The organism is Streptomyces sp. NPDC040718, assembly GCF_055593565.1.
Genome location: NZ_JBVIXO010000023.1, coordinates 48398 through 66849, shown reverse-complemented (window position 1 = coordinate 66849; position 18452 = coordinate 48398). Strand labels below are relative to the sequence as shown.

The window sequence follows — 18452 nt, the reverse complement described above, 5'->3', positions numbered from 1 at the left end:
CCGAGCTCGGGCATGAAGCCCTGGACGGCGGCCAGGACCGCGTAGTCCCCGCAGCCCGGACACCAGCGGACCTCCTGGTCCGACTTGAAGTCCTTGGCGGCGAGTTTCGCCTCCGCCCTGGGGATCAGGCGCAGTGCCTCAGTCATCGATGGCCTCCTTCAGGACCGCGGCGAGCTGCTCGGCCTTGAACGGCATGCCGTTGACCTGGGTGTGGGAGCGGGCGTCCACCAGATGGCGGGCGCGGATGAGGGTGGCGAGCTGGCCGAGGTTCATCTCGGGGACGACGACCCGTTCGTAGCGGGCGAGGAGGTCGCCGAGGTTCTTGGGGAAGGGGTTGAGGTGGCGCAGGTGGGCCTGCGCGATCGGCACTCCTTCGGCACGGAGCCGGCGGACGGCGGCGGTGGTGGGACCGTAGGTGGAGCCCCAGCCCAGGACGAGGGTGCGGGCGCCGTCCGGGTCGTCGACCTCCAGGTCCGGGACCTCGATGCCGTCGACCTTGGCCTGGCGGGTGCGGACCATGAAGTCGTGGTTGGCCGGGTCGTAGCTGATGTTGCCCGTGCCGTCCTGCTTCTCGATCCCGCCGATCCGGTGCTCCAGACCCGGCGTGCCCGGCACCGCCCAGGGCCGGGCCAGGGTCCCCGGGTCCCGCTTGTAGGGCCAGAACACCTCGGTGCCGTCGGGCAGCGTGTGGTTGGGGCCCGTCGCGAAGCGGGTGCGCAGGTCGGGCAGTTCGTCGGGGTGCGGGACGCGCCACGGTTCGGAGCCGTTGGCGAGGTAGCCGTCGGAGAGCAGGAAGACCGGGGTGCGGTAGGTGAGGGCGATCCGGGCGGCTTCGAGGGTGGCGTCGAAGCAGTCGGCGGCCGTCCTGGGGGCGACGATCGGGACGGGGGCCTCGCCGTTGCGGCCGTACATGGCCTGGAGGAGGTCCGCCTGCTCGGTCTTGGTCGGCAGACCGGTCGAGGGGCCGCCGCGCTGGATGTCCACGATGAGGAGGGGGAGTTCCAGGGAGACGGCGAGGCCGATGGTCTCCGATTTGAGCGCGACGCCCGGGCCGGAGGTCGTGGTGACGGCGAGCGCGCCGCCGAAGGCCGCGCCGAGGGCGGCGCCGATGCCGGCGATCTCGTCCTCGGCCTGGAAGGTCCGGACGCCGAAGTTCTTGTGCCTGCTCAGCTCGTGCAGGATGTCCGTCGCCGGGGTGATCGGGTAGGAACCCAGGTAGAGGGGCAGGTCGGCGGCGTGGGCGGCGGCGACCAGGCCGTAGGAGAGGGCCAGGTTCCCGGAGATGTTGCGGTACGTCCCCGTCGGGAAGGCCTTGGTGGCCGGGGCGACCTCGTAGGAGACGGCGAAGTCCTCGGTCGTCTCCCCGAAGTTCCAGCCGGCCTTCAGGGCCGCCACGTTCGCCTCGGCGATGTCGGGCTTCTTCGCGAACTTCTTCCGCAGGAAGGTCTCCGTGCCTGCGGTCGGGCGGTGGTACATCCACGACAGGAGGCCGAGGGCGAACATGTTCTTGCTGCGCTCGGCCTCCTTGCGGGTCAGCCCGAAGTCCTTCAGGGCCTCCACCGTCAGGGTGGTCAGCGGGACGGCGTGGACGCGGTAGGCGTCCAGGGAGCCGCCCTCCAGCGGGGAGGCCTCGTAGCCGACCTTGGCCATGGGGCGCTTGGTGAACTCGTCGGTGTTGACGATGATCTCCGCGCCGCGCGGCACGTCCGCGATGTTGGCCTTCAGCGCCGCCGGGTTCATCGCGACCAGCACGTTCGGGGCGTCACCCGGGGTGAGGATGTCGTGGTCCGCGAAATGCAGCTGGAACGACGACACGCCCGGCAGGGTCCCGGCGGGGGCCCGGATCTCGGCCGGGAAGTTCGGCAGCGTCGAGAGGTCGTTGCCGAAGGACGCCGTCTCCGAGGTGAAACGGTCACCCGTCAGCTGCATACCGTCACCCGAGTCACCCGCGAAACGGATGACCACGCGGTCGACACGGCGGGTCTGGGTAGTCGTCGCCATGTCAGGCGGCGTTCTGCTCTTCGCGGCGCAGCTCCGGCTCGTGCTTGTAGCCCAGGATCAGCACGTCCCGGACCGCCGCCTTGGCCGGGTCGACGGGGTGGATCGGGCGGACCGCGTGCAGGATCCGGGCGTCGGCCCAGAACATGGTGTCCATCTGCTCGGTCAGGCAGAACTCGGCCACGAGTTCCTTGTCCAGGCTGTAGACCTGGGACTCGCCGCCCCGGGCGTTGAAGCGGCCCATCAGGTGGATCGCGCCGAAGTCGACCTCGTCGCGGTGCGGGCCCTCCGGAGTGGGCTCGCCCGTCTCGTCGGGGGTGCTGATGATCCGGAACTGGTGGCACTGGACGTCCCAGGGGTCGTCCAGCCAGGAGTCCTCGGGGACGGGGAACTTCTCGAAGTCGGCGCGCAGGAGCCGGGTCAGCAGCGGGTTGTCGAGGGTGGCGCGGCTCAGCGGTGCCACGTCCCGGTCGATGCCGCCGGCGTAGTCGTTGGCGTTCATCGACTGGAAGTAGGGGCGGTGCGGGCGCAGCCGGACCTCTCCGGTGCGGGGCACGAAGAAGAAGCGGTCGTAGCGGCGCTCGCGGAAGCGGGAGCCGCCCTTCAGGTACTGGTCCGTCTCCAGGCGCTCCCATTCGGCGGCCAGTTCCTTGAAGTACTGCCTGGATTCGGCGTCGGTGACGAGCCGGTCGGCCGGCAGCAACGAATATCCGTTGGCCCGCAGTTCTTCCCGTGCTTCGGTCTGCATTGTTGGCTCCTCCATGCCGGATCTCACGCATTCCTGCTCCGCCGAGGTTCCCACGGCGCTGCTGACGCTGAACTGACGGGTCCGGCGGGTCAGGAAGGCGTCAGCCGACCGTCACGGGCGCTGTGCTTGACTCGACCGGTATGACGGATCAATTACTGGCCTCGCCCAGGTCGGAACGCCGGACGGTCCTGGAAGAAATCGTCGTGGCGGAATTCAGGACCGCGCTGCTCATGCCCGATGACGAGGAGCTGCCGCTGGAGGACAGCTTCTTCGAGCTCGGCATGACGTCCTTGCTGCTCACCATGGTCAAGCAGCGGCTGGAGGAAAGGCTGGGGCGGGGCATCAGCAGCACGGCCCTGTTCAATCAGCCCACCGTCGAGCGGCTGACCGACCATCTGGCCTCGGACGTCCTGGCCGACGTCTTCGAAGCGAATTGAGAGGGGCGGCCGCCATGCCCGGAACTCCGGAAGAGCGGAATTTGCAGGAAAGGCTCGAAGCCGCCGAGGAGACCGTCCGGAGGCAGGAAACGGAGATCGGGCGGTATCTTTCCGAGAAGCACGAGCCGATCGCCGTGGTCGGTATCGGGATGCGTCTGCCCGGCGGGAACGAATCCGTAGACGATCTGGATTCCTTTCTCCGGGAGGGGCGTTCCGGTATCGGCCCGCTGCCGCGCGACCGCTGGGTTCCGGAGGTGGCCGACGGTTCGATCACCGCGGCCGCAGGCGGCTTCCTCGACCGTATAGACGAATTCGACGCACAGTTCTTCAACATTCCGCCCAAGGACGCTCCCTTCATCGATCCCGCGCAGCGGCTGCTGATGGAGACGGTGTGGCAGGCCCTGGAGGACGCCGGCATCGACCCGGCCGGGCTGCGGCACGGCGACGGCGGCGTCTACGTGGGCGCCTCCCCGCTGGACTTCGCGCTGGAGCTGGAGGGTCTCTCGGACGAGCAGCTCGACGGGAGCCTGACGACCGGCCTGGGCGCGTACTCCCTGTCGGGGCGGCTCTCGTACTTCCTGGGCTGGCGCGGCCCGAGCCTGACGACGGACACGGCGTGCGCGGCGTCGCTGACGGCCCTGCACCTGGCGGTCGAGGGGCTGCGGCGCCGCGAGTGCGGGATCGCGCTGTGCGCCGGGGTGAACACCCTGCACAACCCGCGCTCGTACGTGATCCTCTCGCACGCGCAGATGCTCGCCCCGGACGGACACTGCAAGACCTTCGACGAGAGCGCCGACGGCTACGCGCGCGCCGAGGGCTGCGGGGCGCTGGTGCTCAAGCGGCTCTCCGACGCGCTGGCGGACGGGGACCGGGTGCTGGCGCTCGTACGCGGGACCGCGATCGGGCAGGACGGCGAGAGCGCGGGCCTGAGCGCGCCCAACGGCACGGCGCAGGAGGCCGTGATGCGGGCGGCGCTGGCCGACGCGCGGCTGGAGCCGGGCGACATCCAGTACGTGGAGGCGCACGGGACGGGGACCCCGCTGGGCGATCCGATCGAGATGGGCTCCGTCAACGGGGTGTTCGGCGCCTCGCACGACCGGCGGGACCCCCTCGTGATCGGCTCGTTGAAGGCCAACCTGGGGCACATGGAGCCCGCGGCCGGACTGGGCGCGGTGATCAAGGTGATCACGCAGATGCGGGCGGGGGTCTTCTTCCCGCACGTGTGGCGGAACCTGTCCGGGCGGATCCCGTGGGAGAGCTATCCGATCGAGGTGGCGGACGGGGAGCGGCCGTGGAAGGCGCCGGTGCGCCGGGCCACGGTCAACGGCTTCGGCGTCGCCGGGGCGATCGCGGTCGCGGTGCTGGAGGAGCCCCCGGTGCCGGAGGCGGGCGCGGCCCGGCCGGAGATCCCGCAGCCCTCGGAGCGGGAGGGGCGCGGGCACGTCTTCACGCTGTCCGCCAAGTCGCGGCCGGCGCTGCGGCTCCAGGCCCAGCGGTACGCCCGTTTCCTCGCCGAGCACCCGGACACCGGCCTCGCCGACCTGTGCCGCACCCGGGCCACGGGCCGGTCGCACTTCCGCCACCGGGCGGCGGCGGCCGTGTCCTCCACCGCCGAGCTGGCCGGCCACCTGGAGCGGTGGGGTGCGCCGCCCCGGGCGGAGGAGAAGCCGGACGCGTTCCGCAAGACGGCCTTCCTGTTCACCGGCTCCGGTTCGCAGTACGTGGGCATGGGCCGGGCCCTGTACGGCCGGTTCGCCGTGTTCACCCGGTGCGTCGACGAGTGCGACGCGCTGTTCGCGCCGCTGCTGGGGCGTTCCGTGGCGGCGGTGATGTTCGGTGACGTGCCGGACGCCGAGGAGGCCCTGGCCCGTACGCCGTTCACGCACGCGGCGCTGTTCACGCTGGAGTACGCGCTCGCCCGGCTGTGGCTGTCGTGGGGGGTGCGGCCGAGCGTGCTGATCGGGCACAGCGTCGGCGAGATCGTCGCGGCGACGGTGGCGGGGCTGTTCACCCTCGCCGACGGGGTCGCGTTCCTCGCCGCCCGCTCCCGGCTGATCGAGTCGGAGGGCGTGCCCGGCTCGATGGCGGCGGTGTCGGCGCCCGTGGAGGAGGTCCGGCCGCTGCTGGAGCGCTGGCCGGAGCTGGCCGTCGCGGCCGTCAACGCCCCGCAGCAGTGCGTGGTGTCCGGCGGGACCGGGGCGCTGGCGGAGGCGGTGGAGGCGCTGCGCGCGGCGGGGTGGACGGTGACGGAGCTGCACGTGACGGCGGCGTTCCACTCGCCGCTGATGGCCGGGGTGTCCGAGCCGCTGGCCGAGGTGCTGCGCGGGATCGCCTTCCACGAGCCGCAGCTGCCGATCGTGTCGAACCTGACGGGGCGGATCGCCGATCCGCGGGAGCTGGCGACGCCCGAGTACTGGGTGCGCCACGTCAACGAGACCGTCGAGTTCGCGGCCGGGGTGCGGACCGTCGCGGAGCGCGGCCGGCACGTGTTCCTGGAGGTCGGGCCGTCCTCGGCGCTGACCTCGCTGGCCCGGCACTGCGTACCGCGGGAGCAGCACCGCTGGCTGACCAGTCTGCGTTCGAAGGACACCGCGGGCGGGGCCCTGGAGGCCGCGCTGGCTGGTGCGTACGCGGCGGGGCTGGGCATCGACTGGGGTGCGGTGCACGCGGACGGGCCGGGACGTCGGATCGCGCTGCCCGGCTACGCCTTCGACCGGCGCGAGTACCGGCTCCCGGCCCGCCCCGCCGGGCGGCGCGGGGCGGGCGGCGACGGGCACCCGCTGCTCGGCCGGGAGGGCGAACAGGCCGACGGGATACGGGAGTTCACGGCGCGGATCAGTGCCGCGCAGCCCGCGTACCTCGCGGACCACACCATCGGCGGCCAGTCCTTCCTGCCCGCTTCGGCCTACCTGGAGCTGCTGCTCGCGGTGCAGGACGAGGTCCACGGGGACACCGGCCGGGCGGTTGAGGACGTCCGCTTCCACGAGGCGCTGTTCCTGTCCGACCGGCCGGTGCTGCTGGTGACCCGGGTGCGGACCGCGCCGGACGGGAGCCTGGCCGTGGAGGTCTCCAGCCGGGCCGCCGACGGGCCCGAGGGCGCCGGGCGGATCCACGCCACCGCCGTGATCGCGGCCGAGGCCGACTACGCGGGCAGCGGCCTCGCCGGCCCCGGCCGGACGCTGCTGGCCCTGACCGGGGCCCTCTCCGACGACGAGCCCTCGCGGGTGCTGGACGGCGGCGAGGTGCAGGCCGCGTACGCCGAGGCCGGGCTGGAGTACGGACCGCAGTTCCTGCGGGCCCGCCGGGTGGCGGCGTACGGCCCGGACTTCGCGGTGACGGAGCTGTCCGGCGCGGGCCTGTCCCGGGACGGGCTGCTGCCGCCGCCGCTGCTGGACGGGGCGACGCACGCGCTGGCGGCCCTGGCCGACGACGGCCGCCGCTACGTGGCCACGAGCGCGGGCCGGCTGCGCGCCTTCAAGAAGCCGCGCGGGGCGGTGCTGCGCTCCGCGGCCCGGGTCACGCGCGCCGAGGACCCGGAGTCGGCGGACCCGGCGTTCACCCTGGACGTGCTGCTGCTGGAGGAGGACGGCCGGCCGGTGGCGGAGCTGTCCGGGATGGGCTTCACCCGGCTGCCGGACCGCCCGGTGGAGGCGGCGGCCGCCGAGCGCACGGCGCGGGCCGCGGCCTCGGCCGCGCCGCTGGACGTGGAGGCGCTGGCGGCGGCCCCGCCCCAGGAGCGGCGGACGGCGCTGGTCGCCCTGGTCCGCGCGACGGTGGCGGCGCTGCTGGCGATCGACGACCCGGAGTACGTCGACATCCGGGCGGGCTTCCTGGAGCTGGGCGTGGACTCGCTGACGGCGATCGTGCTGAAGAACCAGCTCCAGACGCGGCTGCGGATCCAGCTGCTGTCCTCCGCGGTCTTCGACCACCCGTCGGTGGAGGAGCTCGCCGAGCTGCTGTCCGGACGGCTGGCCGCCGACGCGGTGCCGGCCGGGGCCGCCGTGCCCCCGGCGGCCTGAGCCCCCGCCCTTCAACCCAGAGAGCGAACAGGACAAGGGAACCCCATGGACAACCGTACGGAGGACCGCACCCTCGCCGCCCGCGCGGCGCTGCACGCCCGGACCCGGCCCGACCGGCCCGCGGTGATCTGCGAGGACCGCGCGCTGACCTTCGCCGAACTGCACCGGGAGAGCAACCGGACCGCGCACGCGCTGCTGGCCGCGGGCCTGGCGGCCGGGGCGCGGGTGGGCTACCTGGGCCGGGAGTCGGAGCGCTACTACGACCTGGCGCTCGGCTGCGCGAAGGCGGGCGTGGTGCTGGTGCCGGTGAACTCGCGGCTCACGGTCGGCGAGGTCGAGCACGTCCTGCGCGACTCGCGGGCGGAACTGCTCTTCGTGGAGCGGGAGTTCCGCCCGCTGGTGGACAGGCTGCGGGCGGTGCTGCCCGAGCTGCGGCAGGTCGTCGAGTCGGACTCCGACGGCCATGTGGCGGGCGGGTTCCTCGACTGGAAGGCCGGGCTGCCGGACACGGAGCCGCCGGCGGCGGGCGGGGCCGGCTTCGACGACCCGGTCGCGCAGCTGTACACGAGCGGGACGACCGGGCTGCCCAAGGGGGTGGTGCTGGCGCAGCGGACCTTCTTCACCTTCATCGCCGACACCCGGGCGGCCGGGGTGGACTGGATCGACTGGCGGCCCGAGGACCGGGGGCTGAGCTGCTTCCCGGGGCTGCACACGGCCGGCTTCGGCTGGTTCATGCACTCGTTCAACGCGGGCGCCACCACGGTGGTCATGCGCCAGTTCATCGCCGACGAGGCGACCCGGCTGATCGAGCGGCACGCGGTCACGACCCTGTGGGCGGCGCCCGCGATGCTGCGGATGATGCTGGCCGAGCGGGGGACGACCCGCGAGACCTTCCGCTCGCTGCGCAAGGTGGTCTACAGCGGTTCGCCGATCGACCGGGAGCTGCTGCTGACCTGCATCGACGTACTCGGCTGCGAGCTGGCGCAGGGCTACTCCTCGGCGGAGGCGGGCAGTTTCCTGACCGTCCTGGCGCCGGAGGACCACACCGCGGACAGCCGGGTGCTGGGCTCGGCGGGCCGGGCGGTGCCCGGTGTCGGGCTGCGGATCCTGGACGGGGAGGGCCGCGAGCTGCCGGCCGGCGAGGTGGGCCGGGTGGTGGTGCGGAGCCCGGCGCGGTTCCTGGAGTACTGGCGGCTGCCGGAAGTGACCGCCGACGCCCTGTCCGGGGAGGCCGGGGAGTGGCTGTCGATGGGCGACATGGGCCATGTCGACGCCGACGGCTACCTGTTCCTCGCCGACCGGGTCAACGACACCGTCATCGTCGCCGGCCAGAACATCTATCCCACGGAGGTCGAGAACGCGCTGCGGGCCCACCCGGCGGTGGCGGAGGTCTCCGTGTACGGGGTCCCGCACCCCGATTGGGGTGAGGCCGTCCGTGCCGCGGTGGTGCTGCGCGAGGGCGCCGAGGCGACCCCGCGGGAGTTCCTGCGGTTCATGAACGGCCGGATCGCCGGGTTCAAGATCCCGACGGGGTACGACATCGTCGCCGAGCTGCCGCGCAATCCCACCGGGAAGGTGCTGCGGCGGGTGCTCCGGGAGCGGTTCACCGGGGACCGGTCCCCCGCCGGGTCCCCCGCCCCGGTCGCGTAGCCGCCGTGGACGCCGTACGGGGTCCCGGGCCGCCGGGCCCGCTGCCCGAGGTGCAGGGCGCGTCGCGGTGGCTGCACCCGGCCGACGCCGAACCGGACGCGGAGGCGCGGCTGTTCCTGCTGCACCACAGCGGGGGCGGCGCGTCGATGTACCGCGAGTGGCCGGGGCGGCTGCCCGGGTCGGTCGCCTGCCAGGCGGTGCAGCTGCCGGGGCGGCAGGAGCGGCGGCGCGAGGCACCGTACACCCGGCTCGGTCCGCTGGTGGAGGCCCTCGCCCGGGTGGTGTCGGACGAGCTGGACGAGCGCCCCTACGCGGTGTTCGGGCACTCGATGGGGGCGCTGCTGGGCTACCGGCTCACGGTGGAGACGGAGCGGCGGGGCCTGCCCGCGCCGGTGCTGCTGGCCGTGTCGGGGTGGGCACCGGAGGGGTTCTCGGCGCCGGCGGCGCTGTCCTCGGACCCGCTGGAGGCGCTGCGCCTGCTGGGCGGGCTGCCGGAGGCGGTCGCCGGGGATCCGGAGCTGCTGGCGGGGGCGGTCCGCGCGATGGGCGCGGACGGCTCGGTGTGCGCTGACTTCTCGGACGACGGGGCGGCCGTGGGCTGTCCCGTCGTCGCCTACTCCGGGCGCGGGGATCCCCTCCTCGCGCCCGGCGCCATGCGGTCGTGGGCCGGGCGGACGCCGGAGTTCCTGGGGTGCCGGACCTTCCCCGGGGACCACTTCTACCTGAGCGCCCACGCCCGTGCCATCACGGCCGACCTGGCCCAGCTGCTGCCGCGGTACGCCGCGGGGCGCTGAGCGGGCGGCGTTCCAGCGGAACCCGGAGGTACCCCGTCATGCTGCCCCGACCCAATGAACTCCTGGCGCGCTACGTCGCGTTGTGGAACGAGAAGGACGAGCGGCGCAGGCGCGACATGGTGTACGGCCTGTACGCGCCGGACTGCGTCTACGTGTTCTACCGCAAGGATCCGATCCGGGGGCACGCGGCGCTCCTGGACCAGCTGGCCTACACGCACGAGGTGTACGGCCCGATGGGCTACGAGTTCCGGTCCTCGAACAACGCGACCGGCCACCACGACGTCGTCCGGTTCAACTGGGTGATGGTGTCGGCGGCCACGGGGGAGATGGAGATGTCCGGTCAGGACATCGTCGTGCTCGCCGAGGACGGTCGAATTCAGGCCGACTACCAGTTCCACGACAGGATGCCCTCGGCGTTCTCGTACAACGACGGGTACGAGGAGCACGGCGTGGCCGTACGGCACGCGCGGCCGACCCGTACCGGCGCCGGCGGCCCCTGACGTGGACCGGCGCCGGACGCGCTCCGGCCCCGCGGCATCCTCGTGCCGCGGGGCCGGGCGCGCGGCCTTCGGACCGTCAGAGGGTGGCGGCCGCCATGGCGTTCGGCGCGTACTGGCGCAGGACCAGCCCGGTGGTGGCCAGGGCCATGCGGGCGGGGCCGGTCTCGCCGAGGACCTCGCCGTTGGCGAGGGTGCCGCCGACGATGAGCATCAGCGTGTCGGCGAGGGCGTCGGGGTCCTCGGCGCGGGCCTCGACGCCCTTGTCGCGGAACCAGTTGCGCAGGCCCTTGAGGTGCAGCTTCGCCTCCTGGCGGCCCGGGTGTCCGGGCTCGCGGAACTCGCTGGAGGTGTTGTAGTAGATGCAGCCGTGGAAGTCGGGTTCGCGGACGCTGGCGTGGAAGAACTCCATCAGCGCGAGGATCTGGCGGGCCGGGTCGCCGGAGTGGGGGGCGGTGACCTCTTCGGCCTGCTCCCACCACTTCGCGTCGCTCTCGCGCAGCCAGGCCGCGATCAGCTCGTCCTTGCTGGCGAACTCGCGGTAGAGGAGGCTCTTGCCCACTCCGGTCGCGTCGATCACCTGCTGCATGCCGACGGCCCGGACCCCCTGCTCACCGAAGAGTTTGGCCGAGGCTTCCAGGATCCGCCGCCTCGTGCCTGGTGCCGGTGTGCGCGCCATGTCTCAACTCCTTCGCCTCTCCCCCGCGGTTCCCAGCATACGTTTGACACCGGGGTTTGTGAGCGCTAGAAATGGACCGATCAGTCCTGGACTGATCGGTCCGTCATTTGTTCCCTTGGTGCGTTTCCGAGCGTTCCCGTAGAGCTCACTGCTTCCGACGACACTCCGATCGGAGTCTGATCATGACCGAGGCATCCCCGACCTCTCCTCCCATCGCACGGGTGGTCCCGCCCGCCCCCGCGGTCAAGAGCCTGCCCCTGCTGCTCCTGGTCGTGTGCGCGGTGCAGTTCCTCGACGCGATGGACATCGCGAGCATGGGACCGGCCCTCCCCCTGGTCCAGGCGGACCTGGGGATGTCGACCTCCGCACTCCAGTGGGTCGTCTCGGCGTACGCGCTGGGCTTCGGCGGGTTCCTGCTCCTGGGCGGCCGGCTGGCCGACCTCTACAACCGCAAGAAGCTGCTGATCGGCTGGCTGGTGGTGTTCGTCGTCGCGAGCGTCCTCGGCGGCATCGCCGACGACGGCGTGGTCCTGGTCGTCGCCCGTCTCCTCAAGGGCGTCAGCGCCGGCATCACCGCACCGGCCGCCATGGCGATCCTGCTCGACGCCTTCCGTGACGAGCAGTCACGCAACCGAGCCCTGGGCACGTTCCTGGCCGTGGCCTCGGCCGGCTACTCCCTCGGCCTGATCCTCGGCGGTCTGATGGCGGGCGTCTCCTGGCGGCTCGTCCTGTTCGCCCCGGCCGTCGCCGGTGTGCTGGTCGCACTGCTCGCCGCGTCGGTCGTCCCCTCGCAGCAGGAGAAGGGCAAGAGCGGCAGCCTCGACATCCTCGGCGCCGTCACGGTGACGGCGGGCGCGGTGGCCCTGGTGTACGGACTCAGCCGGGCCGCCAGTGACGGGTGGGCCGACGCCCAGACCATCGGCTCACTGATCGCCGCCGCCGTCCTCTTCCCGCTGTTCGCCGTCGTCGAGAGCCGCCACCCGGCCCCGCTGGTGCCGCTGTCGGTCTTCCGCAAGGGCCAGCTGACCCGGTCCCTGATCGCGATGCTCTTCTTCGGCGCCTACGTCTCCTTCCAGTTCGTACTGACCCTCTACTACCAGGAGCAGCTGGGCTGGACCCCGCTGGAGGCCGGCCTCGCCTTCCTGCTCGGCGGCGTGCTGACCGCGGGAACCGCCCGCTACGGCGCCGCGCTGGTCACCAAGTACGGCGCCTGGCCGGTCGCGACCGGCGGCCTGGTCCTGCTGAGCATCGGCTACCTCGGCTGGGTCCTGCTGATGGGCCAGGTCGACCCGCTGGTCACCCTGTTCGCGCAGCAGCTCCTCGGCGGCCTCGGCTTCGCCGCCGTCTACCCGGCGCTGAACATCGCCGCCGTCGGCACGGCTTCGCCGGACGAGCAGGGCCTGGTCTCCGGCCTGTTCAACGCCGGCGCGCAGATCGGCAACGGCGTGGTCATCGCGCTCACCGCGACCGTGTTCTCGCTCAGCACCGGCGGGATCGCCCCCTACCGGGCCGGTCTGTGGACCGTCACGGTCCTCACCCTCGGCGTGACCCTCGTGGCCCTGGCGGGCGCCGCCCGCTACCGGCAGAAGACCGCCGCCTGACCGGAGGGGGCGCCGCCGCGGCGGCGCCCCCTCCCCCGAACGGCCGTGCAGCACGTCCGGCGCACCCATTGGATCCCCCGCATCCGGTGCCGGGCGTGTTGCACGGCCTTTGTCGCGTTTGCTCACCTGTGCGGCATCCCAGCCGGTGGGGCGCGGGGACGCGGGGGCTTCATTGACACGCTCGCATCTGAGCAAGTACGGTCGGGACCGATCGGTCCACTAGGAATTCAGAGCATCACCAGCTCGCACACGACACCGTTCTCTTTCCATCTCGCGGGGAGATGTTTGTGTTGCTGTTCTCAGTCCTGGGATCCATGGAAATAATGAAACACAGAGTCGCCGTCAGGCTCGGCGGCGCCATGCAGCAGACGCTCCTGGCGACCCTGCTCGCGGCCGGCGGATCGCTCGTCACCGTCGACTCCCTCATCCTCGAACTGTGGGGGACCACACCCCCCAACAAGGTCGAGAACGCCCTTCAGGCGCAGGTCAGCAGGGTCCGCAGGACCCTCGCCGCGGTGGAGCCCGAACGCCAGGGCTCACGGGTGGTGACGAGCACCTCCGGCTACCAGTTCCTCTTCGACCGGTGGGAACTCGACGCCTACGTGTTCCTCGACACCGTGGACGCGATCCACGCGCGTTCGGGAACGGACACCCTCGCCGGCCACCGCCGGAACATCGCCGACCTCCGCGAGGGATTATCCCACTGGCGCGGACCCGTATTCGGCGGACTGACCGGCGGGCCCATCTGCCGGACCGCCTCCACGCGATATCTGGAGGCACGGAATTCGGCGCTCATTCTGCTTTACGATCTCGAACTCCGCACCGGCGGACACGAACGGATCCTCCCGGAACTGACCGAGCTGTACTCGCGCAACCCGAACCACGAGCAGTTCTGCATGCTGCTCATGCGCGCCCTGTACCGCTCCGGCCGGCAGCTCGACGCGCTGACGGTCTACCGCCAGTGCCGGCACAACATGATCGAGTCCCAGGGCATCGAGCCCTCCCCCGTCCTGAGCCAGTACGAGCGGGCGATCCTCACCCACGACCCGATGCTGCTCCAGGACGAGCCCTACTGGCCGGTGCCGGCCCTCGTCGCGGGCTAGGGCGTGGACGAGTTCCTGCTACTGGTCGCGCACGGCAGCCGCGATCCCCGGCACGCGAGGACGGTACGCGCGCTCACCCGGCGGATCCGCTCGGCGCGGCCCGCACTGCCCGTCAGCGCGGCTTTCCTGGACTTCGACCGGCCTTCCGTTCCGGGAGAGCTGACGCGGCTGGCCCGTCACGGGGCACGGCGGGTGGTGGTACAGCCCCTGCTGCTGACCCGCGCCTTCCACGCCTCGGTCGACCTGCCCGGCGTACTGCGCCGGGCGCCGGCGTCCCTGACGGTGCGGCAGGCCGGGGTACTGGGCCCGGACCCGCTGCTGACCGCGGTACTGGAGCTCCGGCTGTACGGGGCCGGCCTCGGCCCGGAAGCGCGTACGGCGACCGCCGTGGTCCTCGCGGCCGCGGGCACCTCCGACCCGGAGGCGGCCGCCTCGTTCGCCGGGATCGCCCGGCGGTGGCAGCGCACCGGATGGCGGGCGGTACGGCCCGCGTTCTCCTCCGGGGGCGCCTTCCCCCGCACCGAGGACGCCGTACGGGCGCTGCGCGCCGAGGGCGCGGAGCGGATCGCGGTGGCCCCGTACGTCCTGGCACCCGGCCGGCTCCCGGACCGGATCGCGGCGGGCGCCGCCGAAGCCGGGGCGGACCACCTGGGCGCCGTGCTCGGCGCCGCGCCGGAACTGGCGCGGCTCGTACTGCTCCGCTACGACGCCGCCCGGGCGGCAGCCCTGGCCCTGACGGGCTGACCGGCGCCGGTCCGGGCCGCGGCGGGTCAGCCGCGCAGGCCGCGGCGGCGCAGCATCCGCCGCTCCGCCGGGGCGAAGACGAGCAGTTCGACGGCGATGCCGACGAGCAGGATCAGGATGATGGCCAGGAAGATCCGGGCCATGTCGGAGGTCTCGCGCCCCGATTCCAGCAACTGGCCGAGGCCGAGGCCCAGGTCGGGGGAGCTGGCGATGATCTCGGCGGCCATCAGGGAGCGCCAGGAGAAGGCCCAGCCCTGCTTGAGCCCGGCCAGGTAGCCGGGGAGCGCGGCCGGCATGACGACGTACCGGGCGCCGCGCAGGCCGGTGGCGCCCAGCGAGCGGCCGGCGCGCAGGAACAGCGGCGGGACCTGGTCGATGCCGGAGACCAGGCCGTTGGCGATGGAGGGGGTGGCGCCGAGCAGGATGACGGCGTACATCATCGAGTTGTCCAGGCCCAGCCAGAGCACCGCCGGGGGCACCCAGGCCACCGAGGGCAGGGACTGCAGCCCGGACAGGACCGGGCCGACGGCGGCGCGGACGAACCTCACCCGGGCCACGACCAGGCCGAGCGGGGTGCCGATGGCGAGGGCCAGCAGGAAGCCCGACAGGCCGCGCCAGACGCTGGTCCAGAGGACGTCGAAGAGGGTGCCCTTGAACCAGAGGTCGGCCAGGCTGTCCCAGACCGCGGACGGCGGCGGCAGCTTGTGGGCGTCGGTGACCTCGGCCAGGGCGAGGACCTGCCAGGCCGTCAGCACCAGGAGCACGGCCGTGAGCGGGGGCAGGGCCTTGGCCAACAGCACCCGGCGCAGCGGGGTGCTGGTTCCCTGGCGGGTTTCGAGCGCGTCCAGCCCGGCCAGCTCGTTGGCGGCGGTCCGGGTCCTGGGCTCACGGGTCCTGGGCTCACGGGTCCTGGGTTCACTGGACCTGGGTTCACTGGACCTGGGTTCACGGGGCCTGAGCTCACTGGCGGCCATGGCGGCGGATCTCCCCTCGCAGGTGTTCGGTGATCTCCAGGGACAGGTCCGCGACGGCCGCGTCCTCGATGCGGCGCGGCTGGGCCAGCTCCACGGCCCATTCGCGGGCGACGCGGCCGGGGCGGGAGGAGAGGAGGACGACGCGCTGGGCGAGGCGGACGGCCTCGCGCACGTTGTGGGTGACGAAGAGGACGGACAGGCCGGTCTCTTCCCAGATGCGGGTGAGTTCGCCGTGCAGGACGTCGCGGGTGATGGCGTCGAGGGCCGCGAAGGGCTCGTCCATCAGCAGGAGGCGGCTGTCCTGGGCGAGGGCCCGGGCGAGGGCCACGCGCTGGCGCATGCCGCCGGAGAGTTCGTGGACGCGCTTGCCGTAGGCGCCGCCGAGGCGGACGAGCTCCAGCAGCCGTTCGGCCTCGGGCCTGCGCTCGGCCTTGGGCACTCCGCGCAGCCGCAGGGCCAGCTCGATGTTCTTGCCCGCGGTGAGCCACGGGAAGAGGGCGTGCTCCTGGAACATCAGGGCCGGCCGGCCCTCGGTGGCGATGGTGCCGGCGGTCGGGGAGTCCAGGCCGGCCACCAGGTTCAGCAGGGTGGACTTGCCGCAGCCGGAGGCGCCGAGGAGGGTGACGAACTCGCCGGGTGCCACGTCCAGGCTGATGTCCTCCAGGACCGGCTGGGGGCCTGCGGGTCCGGGGAAGGACTTCGACACGTGCTCGACGCGGACGGCCGTGCGGGCCGTGGCGGTGCTGTGCTCCGCGTTGATGAGGGCGGTCGCCATGGCGGGTCACCTTCCTTGGTCGGCGGTGCCGAGACCCGCGTGGTCGACGGTGGGCTTGTGGAGGGAGCCGAGTACCTCGTTGAGCGGTCCGAGGTCGTAGATGCCGTCGAGGTCGGGTTCCTCCAGGAGCCCGGCCGCGACGGCGTGGTCGGACTGGGCCTTCAGCGTCGCGGCGAGGGGGTCGTCGGTGACGACGATCCCGGGCCAGGCCGCGTCGACGACCTCGGGCTCCAGCTCCTTCCCGCTGAGGGTCTTCAGGGCGGCGTTGGCGGAGGCCTTGGCCCGGTCCGGATCCGCGTTGATCCACTCGTTGGTCCTCACCGTGCCGCGCAGTACGGCCTCGACCACGTCCCGGTGCTCCTTGAGGAACTTCTGCGAGACGACGACGTTCGTGATGACGAACTTCCCGCCGGGCCACAGGTCCCGTTCGTCGAGCAGGACCGCGGCGCCCTCGGCGACGAGTTTGGAGGCGGTGGGCTCCGGCACCCAGGCGCCGTCGACGGCACCGGAGCGGTAGGCGTCGGGGGTGATGGTGTTGTTGGTGCGGACGACGGAGACGTCGCCCCTGCCGCCGGCCGCGTCGACCTTCCAGCCGCGTGCGGCGATCCAGTTGAGGAAGGCCACGTCCTGGGTGTTGCCGAGCTGCGGGGTGGCGATCTTCCTGCCCTTGAGGTCGTCCAGGGTCTTGATCTTGTCGGGGTTCACGACGAGCTTGACGCCGCCGGAGGCGGATCCGGAGATGATCCGCAGGTTGGAGCCCTTGGACCTGACGTAGCCGTTGACGGCGGGCGAGGGGCCGATGAAGCCGATGTCGACGGAGCCCGCGTTCAGGGCCTCGATCTCGGCGGGCCCGGCGTTGAAGGTGGTGGTCTTCAGGGCGGTCCCGCCCAGCTCCCGCTGGATCAGTCCCTCCCGTACGCCGACCAGGGCGGTGGCGTGGGTCAGGTTCGGGAAGTAGCCGACGCGGACCTCGGACACGGAGAGCTTCCGGCCCGCCGCGCCGGCCGGGGCGGCGTCCGGGACCCCGACCGCCCGGGATCCGTAGCCGCAGGAGGTGAGGGCGGCGGCGAGCAGCAGCGCGAGGGCCGCGATGGGCCGGGGGCGGAGCAGGAGATGGGGGCGGCGGTGCGGTGGGGACATCGTCAGAGGGTCCATTCGTGCTCGTGCCCGGTGAAGGCCTCGCCCGCCATGCCGGCGGTCAGGGTGGTTCCGTCCGAGGGGTCGATGAGGAGGAAGGATCCGGTGCGGCGGGAGTCGGCGTACGCGTCGAGCGCGAGGGCCTCGCCGGTGCGGACGACGACGCGGCCGATGTCGTTGGCCACCAGCCGGCCGGGGTCGAGGTGCTGGGACAGGTCGGCGAGGGTGAGCCGGGACGGGATCTCCCTCACGATCGCCTTGACCGTGCGGGTGGTGTGCTTGAGGAGGACGCGCTGGCCGACGGCGAGGGGCCGGTCCGCGACGTGGCAGACGGTGGCGACGACGTCCTGCGTGGTGGTCGGGGCGGCCCCGGCGGGGGCGATGAGGTCGCCGCGCGAGACGTCGACGTCGTCGGCGAGGCGGACCGTGACGGACTGCGGGGCGCAGGCCGTCTCGACGGCCTCGCCGAGGGCGTCGATGCCCTCGATGACGGAGGTACGGCCCGACGGCAGGACGGTGACGGGCTCGCCGACGCGCAGGACGCCGGAGGCGATCTGGCCCGCGTAGCCGCGGTAGTCGGGGTGCTCGGCGGTCTGCGGGCGGATCACGTACTGGACGGGGAGGCGGGCGGGTCCGGCGGTCAGCTCGTCGCTGACCGGGACGGTCTCCAGGTGCTCCAGGACGGTGGGGCCGCCGTACCAGTCCATGTGGGCGGAGGGCTCGACCACGTTGTCGCCGGCGAGGGCCGAGATGGGGATCGCCGTGATGTCGTCGAGGCCGAGGTCCGCGGCGTAGCCGTTGAACTCGGCGGTGATGGCGGCGAAGACGCCCTCGTCGTAACCGACGAGGTCCATCTTGTTGACGGCGAGGACGACGTGGGGAACGCGCAGGAGGGCGGCGACGGCGGCGTGGCGGCGGGTCTGCTCGATGACGCCGTTGCGGGCGTCGACGAGGACCACGGCCAGGTCGGCGGTGGAGGCGCCGGTGACCATGTTCCGCGTGTACTGCACGTGCCCGGGGGTGTCGGCGAGGATGAACCGGCGGCGGGCGGTGGCGAAGTAGCGGTAGGCCACGTCGATGGTGATGCCCTGCTCGCGCTCCGCGCGGAGGCCGTCGGTGAGGAGGGCGAGGTCCGGGGCGTCCTGGCCGCGGTCGGCGGAGACCCGCTCCACGGCCTCCAGCTGGTCGGCGAGGACCGACTTGGAGTCGTGCAGCAGGCGGCCCACGAGGGTGGACTTGCCGTCGTCCACGGAACCCGCGGTCGCGAAGCGCAGCAGCGTCGTCGTGTCGTCCATG

General features: G+C 72.7%; 15 protein-coding genes and 1 pseudogene. 8 read left to right on the top strand and 8 right to left on the bottom strand.

From position 1 onward, the window contains the following. The 3 genes and pseudogenes from ACZ597_RS33870 to ACZ597_RS33860 form a co-directional block, all read right to left on the bottom strand. Positions 1-146, bottom strand: a pseudogene (locus tag ACZ597_RS33870) (2-oxoacid:ferredoxin oxidoreductase subunit beta); the annotation flags it as partial. Continuing rightward, positions 139-2001: a 2-oxoacid:acceptor oxidoreductase subunit alpha gene (locus ACZ597_RS33865; protein WP_471338900.1), complete on the bottom strand. Its 1863-nt coding sequence runs from the start codon at positions 1999-2001 to the stop codon at positions 139-141. The pseudogene ACZ597_RS33870 and the gene ACZ597_RS33865, both read right to left, overlap by 8 nt. A gap of 1 nt (position 2002) precedes the next feature. Beyond that, positions 2003-2746: a 2OG-Fe dioxygenase family protein gene (locus ACZ597_RS33860; protein WP_471338898.1), complete on the bottom strand. Its 744-nt coding sequence runs from the start codon at positions 2744-2746 to the stop codon at positions 2003-2005. A gap of 203 nt (positions 2747-2949) precedes the next feature. Between ACZ597_RS33860 and ACZ597_RS33855 the strand changes: the two genes are divergently transcribed. From ACZ597_RS33855 to ACZ597_RS33835, 5 genes are read left to right on the top strand one after another with little or no spacing between them, the layout of a single operon-like run. Beyond that, on the top strand, positions 2950-3183 hold the full coding sequence (locus ACZ597_RS33855) for an acyl carrier protein (RefSeq protein ID WP_471338896.1): 234 nt from the start codon (positions 2950-2952) through the stop codon (positions 3181-3183). Positions 3184-3197: 14 nt separating this feature from the next. After that, on the top strand, positions 3198-7202 hold the full coding sequence (locus ACZ597_RS33850; RefSeq protein ID WP_471338894.1) for a type I polyketide synthase: 4005 nt from the start codon (positions 3198-3200) through the stop codon (positions 7200-7202). 45 nt (positions 7203-7247) lie between these two features. Beyond that, on the top strand, positions 7248-8852 hold the full coding sequence (locus ACZ597_RS33845) for a long-chain-fatty-acid--CoA ligase (protein WP_471338892.1): 1605 nt from the start codon (positions 7248-7250) through the stop codon (positions 8850-8852). Positions 8853-8857: 5 nt separating this feature from the next. After that, positions 8858-9646, top strand: a complete 789-nt coding sequence (locus ACZ597_RS33840; RefSeq protein WP_471338890.1) for a thioesterase II family protein — start codon at positions 8858-8860, stop codon at positions 9644-9646. A 38-nt stretch (positions 9647-9684) separates the two neighbouring features. Next, positions 9685-10146, top strand: coding sequence for a nuclear transport factor 2 family protein (locus ACZ597_RS33835; protein ID WP_471338888.1), 462 nt, complete (start codon positions 9685-9687; stop codon positions 10144-10146). A gap of 76 nt (positions 10147-10222) precedes the next feature. On the opposite strand, the gene ACZ597_RS33830 is transcribed toward ACZ597_RS33835, so the two are convergent. After that, positions 10223-10822 carry a TetR/AcrR family transcriptional regulator gene (locus tag ACZ597_RS33830; protein ID WP_471338886.1) on the bottom strand — a complete coding sequence of 200 codons (600 nt, stop codon included), beginning with the start codon at positions 10820-10822 and terminating at the stop codon, positions 10223-10225. 182 nt (positions 10823-11004) lie between these two features. Here ACZ597_RS33830 and ACZ597_RS33825 point away from each other — a divergent pair, with 182 nt between their 5' ends. The 3 genes from ACZ597_RS33825 to ACZ597_RS33815 all read left to right on the top strand — a co-directional run bounded on the left by ACZ597_RS33825 (position 11005) and on the right by ACZ597_RS33815 (position 14270). Then, positions 11005-12423, top strand: a complete 1419-nt coding sequence (locus ACZ597_RS33825; RefSeq protein ID WP_471338884.1) for an MFS transporter — start codon at positions 11005-11007, stop codon at positions 12421-12423. A gap of 323 nt (positions 12424-12746) precedes the next feature. Beyond that, positions 12747-13526, top strand: coding sequence for an AfsR/SARP family transcriptional regulator (locus ACZ597_RS33820; protein ID WP_471338882.1), 780 nt, complete (start codon positions 12747-12749; stop codon positions 13524-13526). 3 nt (positions 13527-13529) lie between these two features. Beyond that, on the top strand, positions 13530-14270 hold the full coding sequence (locus ACZ597_RS33815; protein WP_471338880.1) for a sirohydrochlorin chelatase: 741 nt from the start codon (positions 13530-13532) through the stop codon (positions 14268-14270). 26 nt (positions 14271-14296) lie between these two features. Here the strand turns inward: ACZ597_RS33815 and ACZ597_RS33810 are convergent, their stop codons facing one another. The 4 genes from ACZ597_RS33810 to ACZ597_RS33795 are packed head-to-tail and all read right to left on the bottom strand — an operon-like array spanning position 14297 to position 18451. Continuing rightward, positions 14297-15244, bottom strand: coding sequence for an ABC transporter permease (locus ACZ597_RS33810; RefSeq protein WP_471338878.1), 948 nt, complete (start codon positions 15242-15244; stop codon positions 14297-14299). Further along, positions 15231-16019, bottom strand: a complete 789-nt coding sequence (locus ACZ597_RS33805; RefSeq protein ID WP_471338876.1) for an ABC transporter ATP-binding protein — start codon at positions 16017-16019, stop codon at positions 15231-15233. The genes ACZ597_RS33810 and ACZ597_RS33805 overlap by 14 nt, the downstream gene beginning before the upstream one ends. 6 nt (positions 16020-16025) lie before the next feature. Then, complete coding sequence (locus tag ACZ597_RS33800; protein ID WP_471338874.1) at positions 16026-17159, bottom strand: aliphatic sulfonate ABC transporter substrate-binding protein; 1134 nt, start codon at positions 17157-17159, stop codon at positions 16026-16028. A gap of 2 nt (positions 17160-17161) precedes the next feature. After that, positions 17162-18451, bottom strand: coding sequence for a sulfate adenylyltransferase subunit 1 (locus ACZ597_RS33795; RefSeq protein WP_471338872.1), 1290 nt, complete (start codon positions 18449-18451; stop codon positions 17162-17164). Between the last annotated feature and the right edge of the window lies 1 nt (position 18452).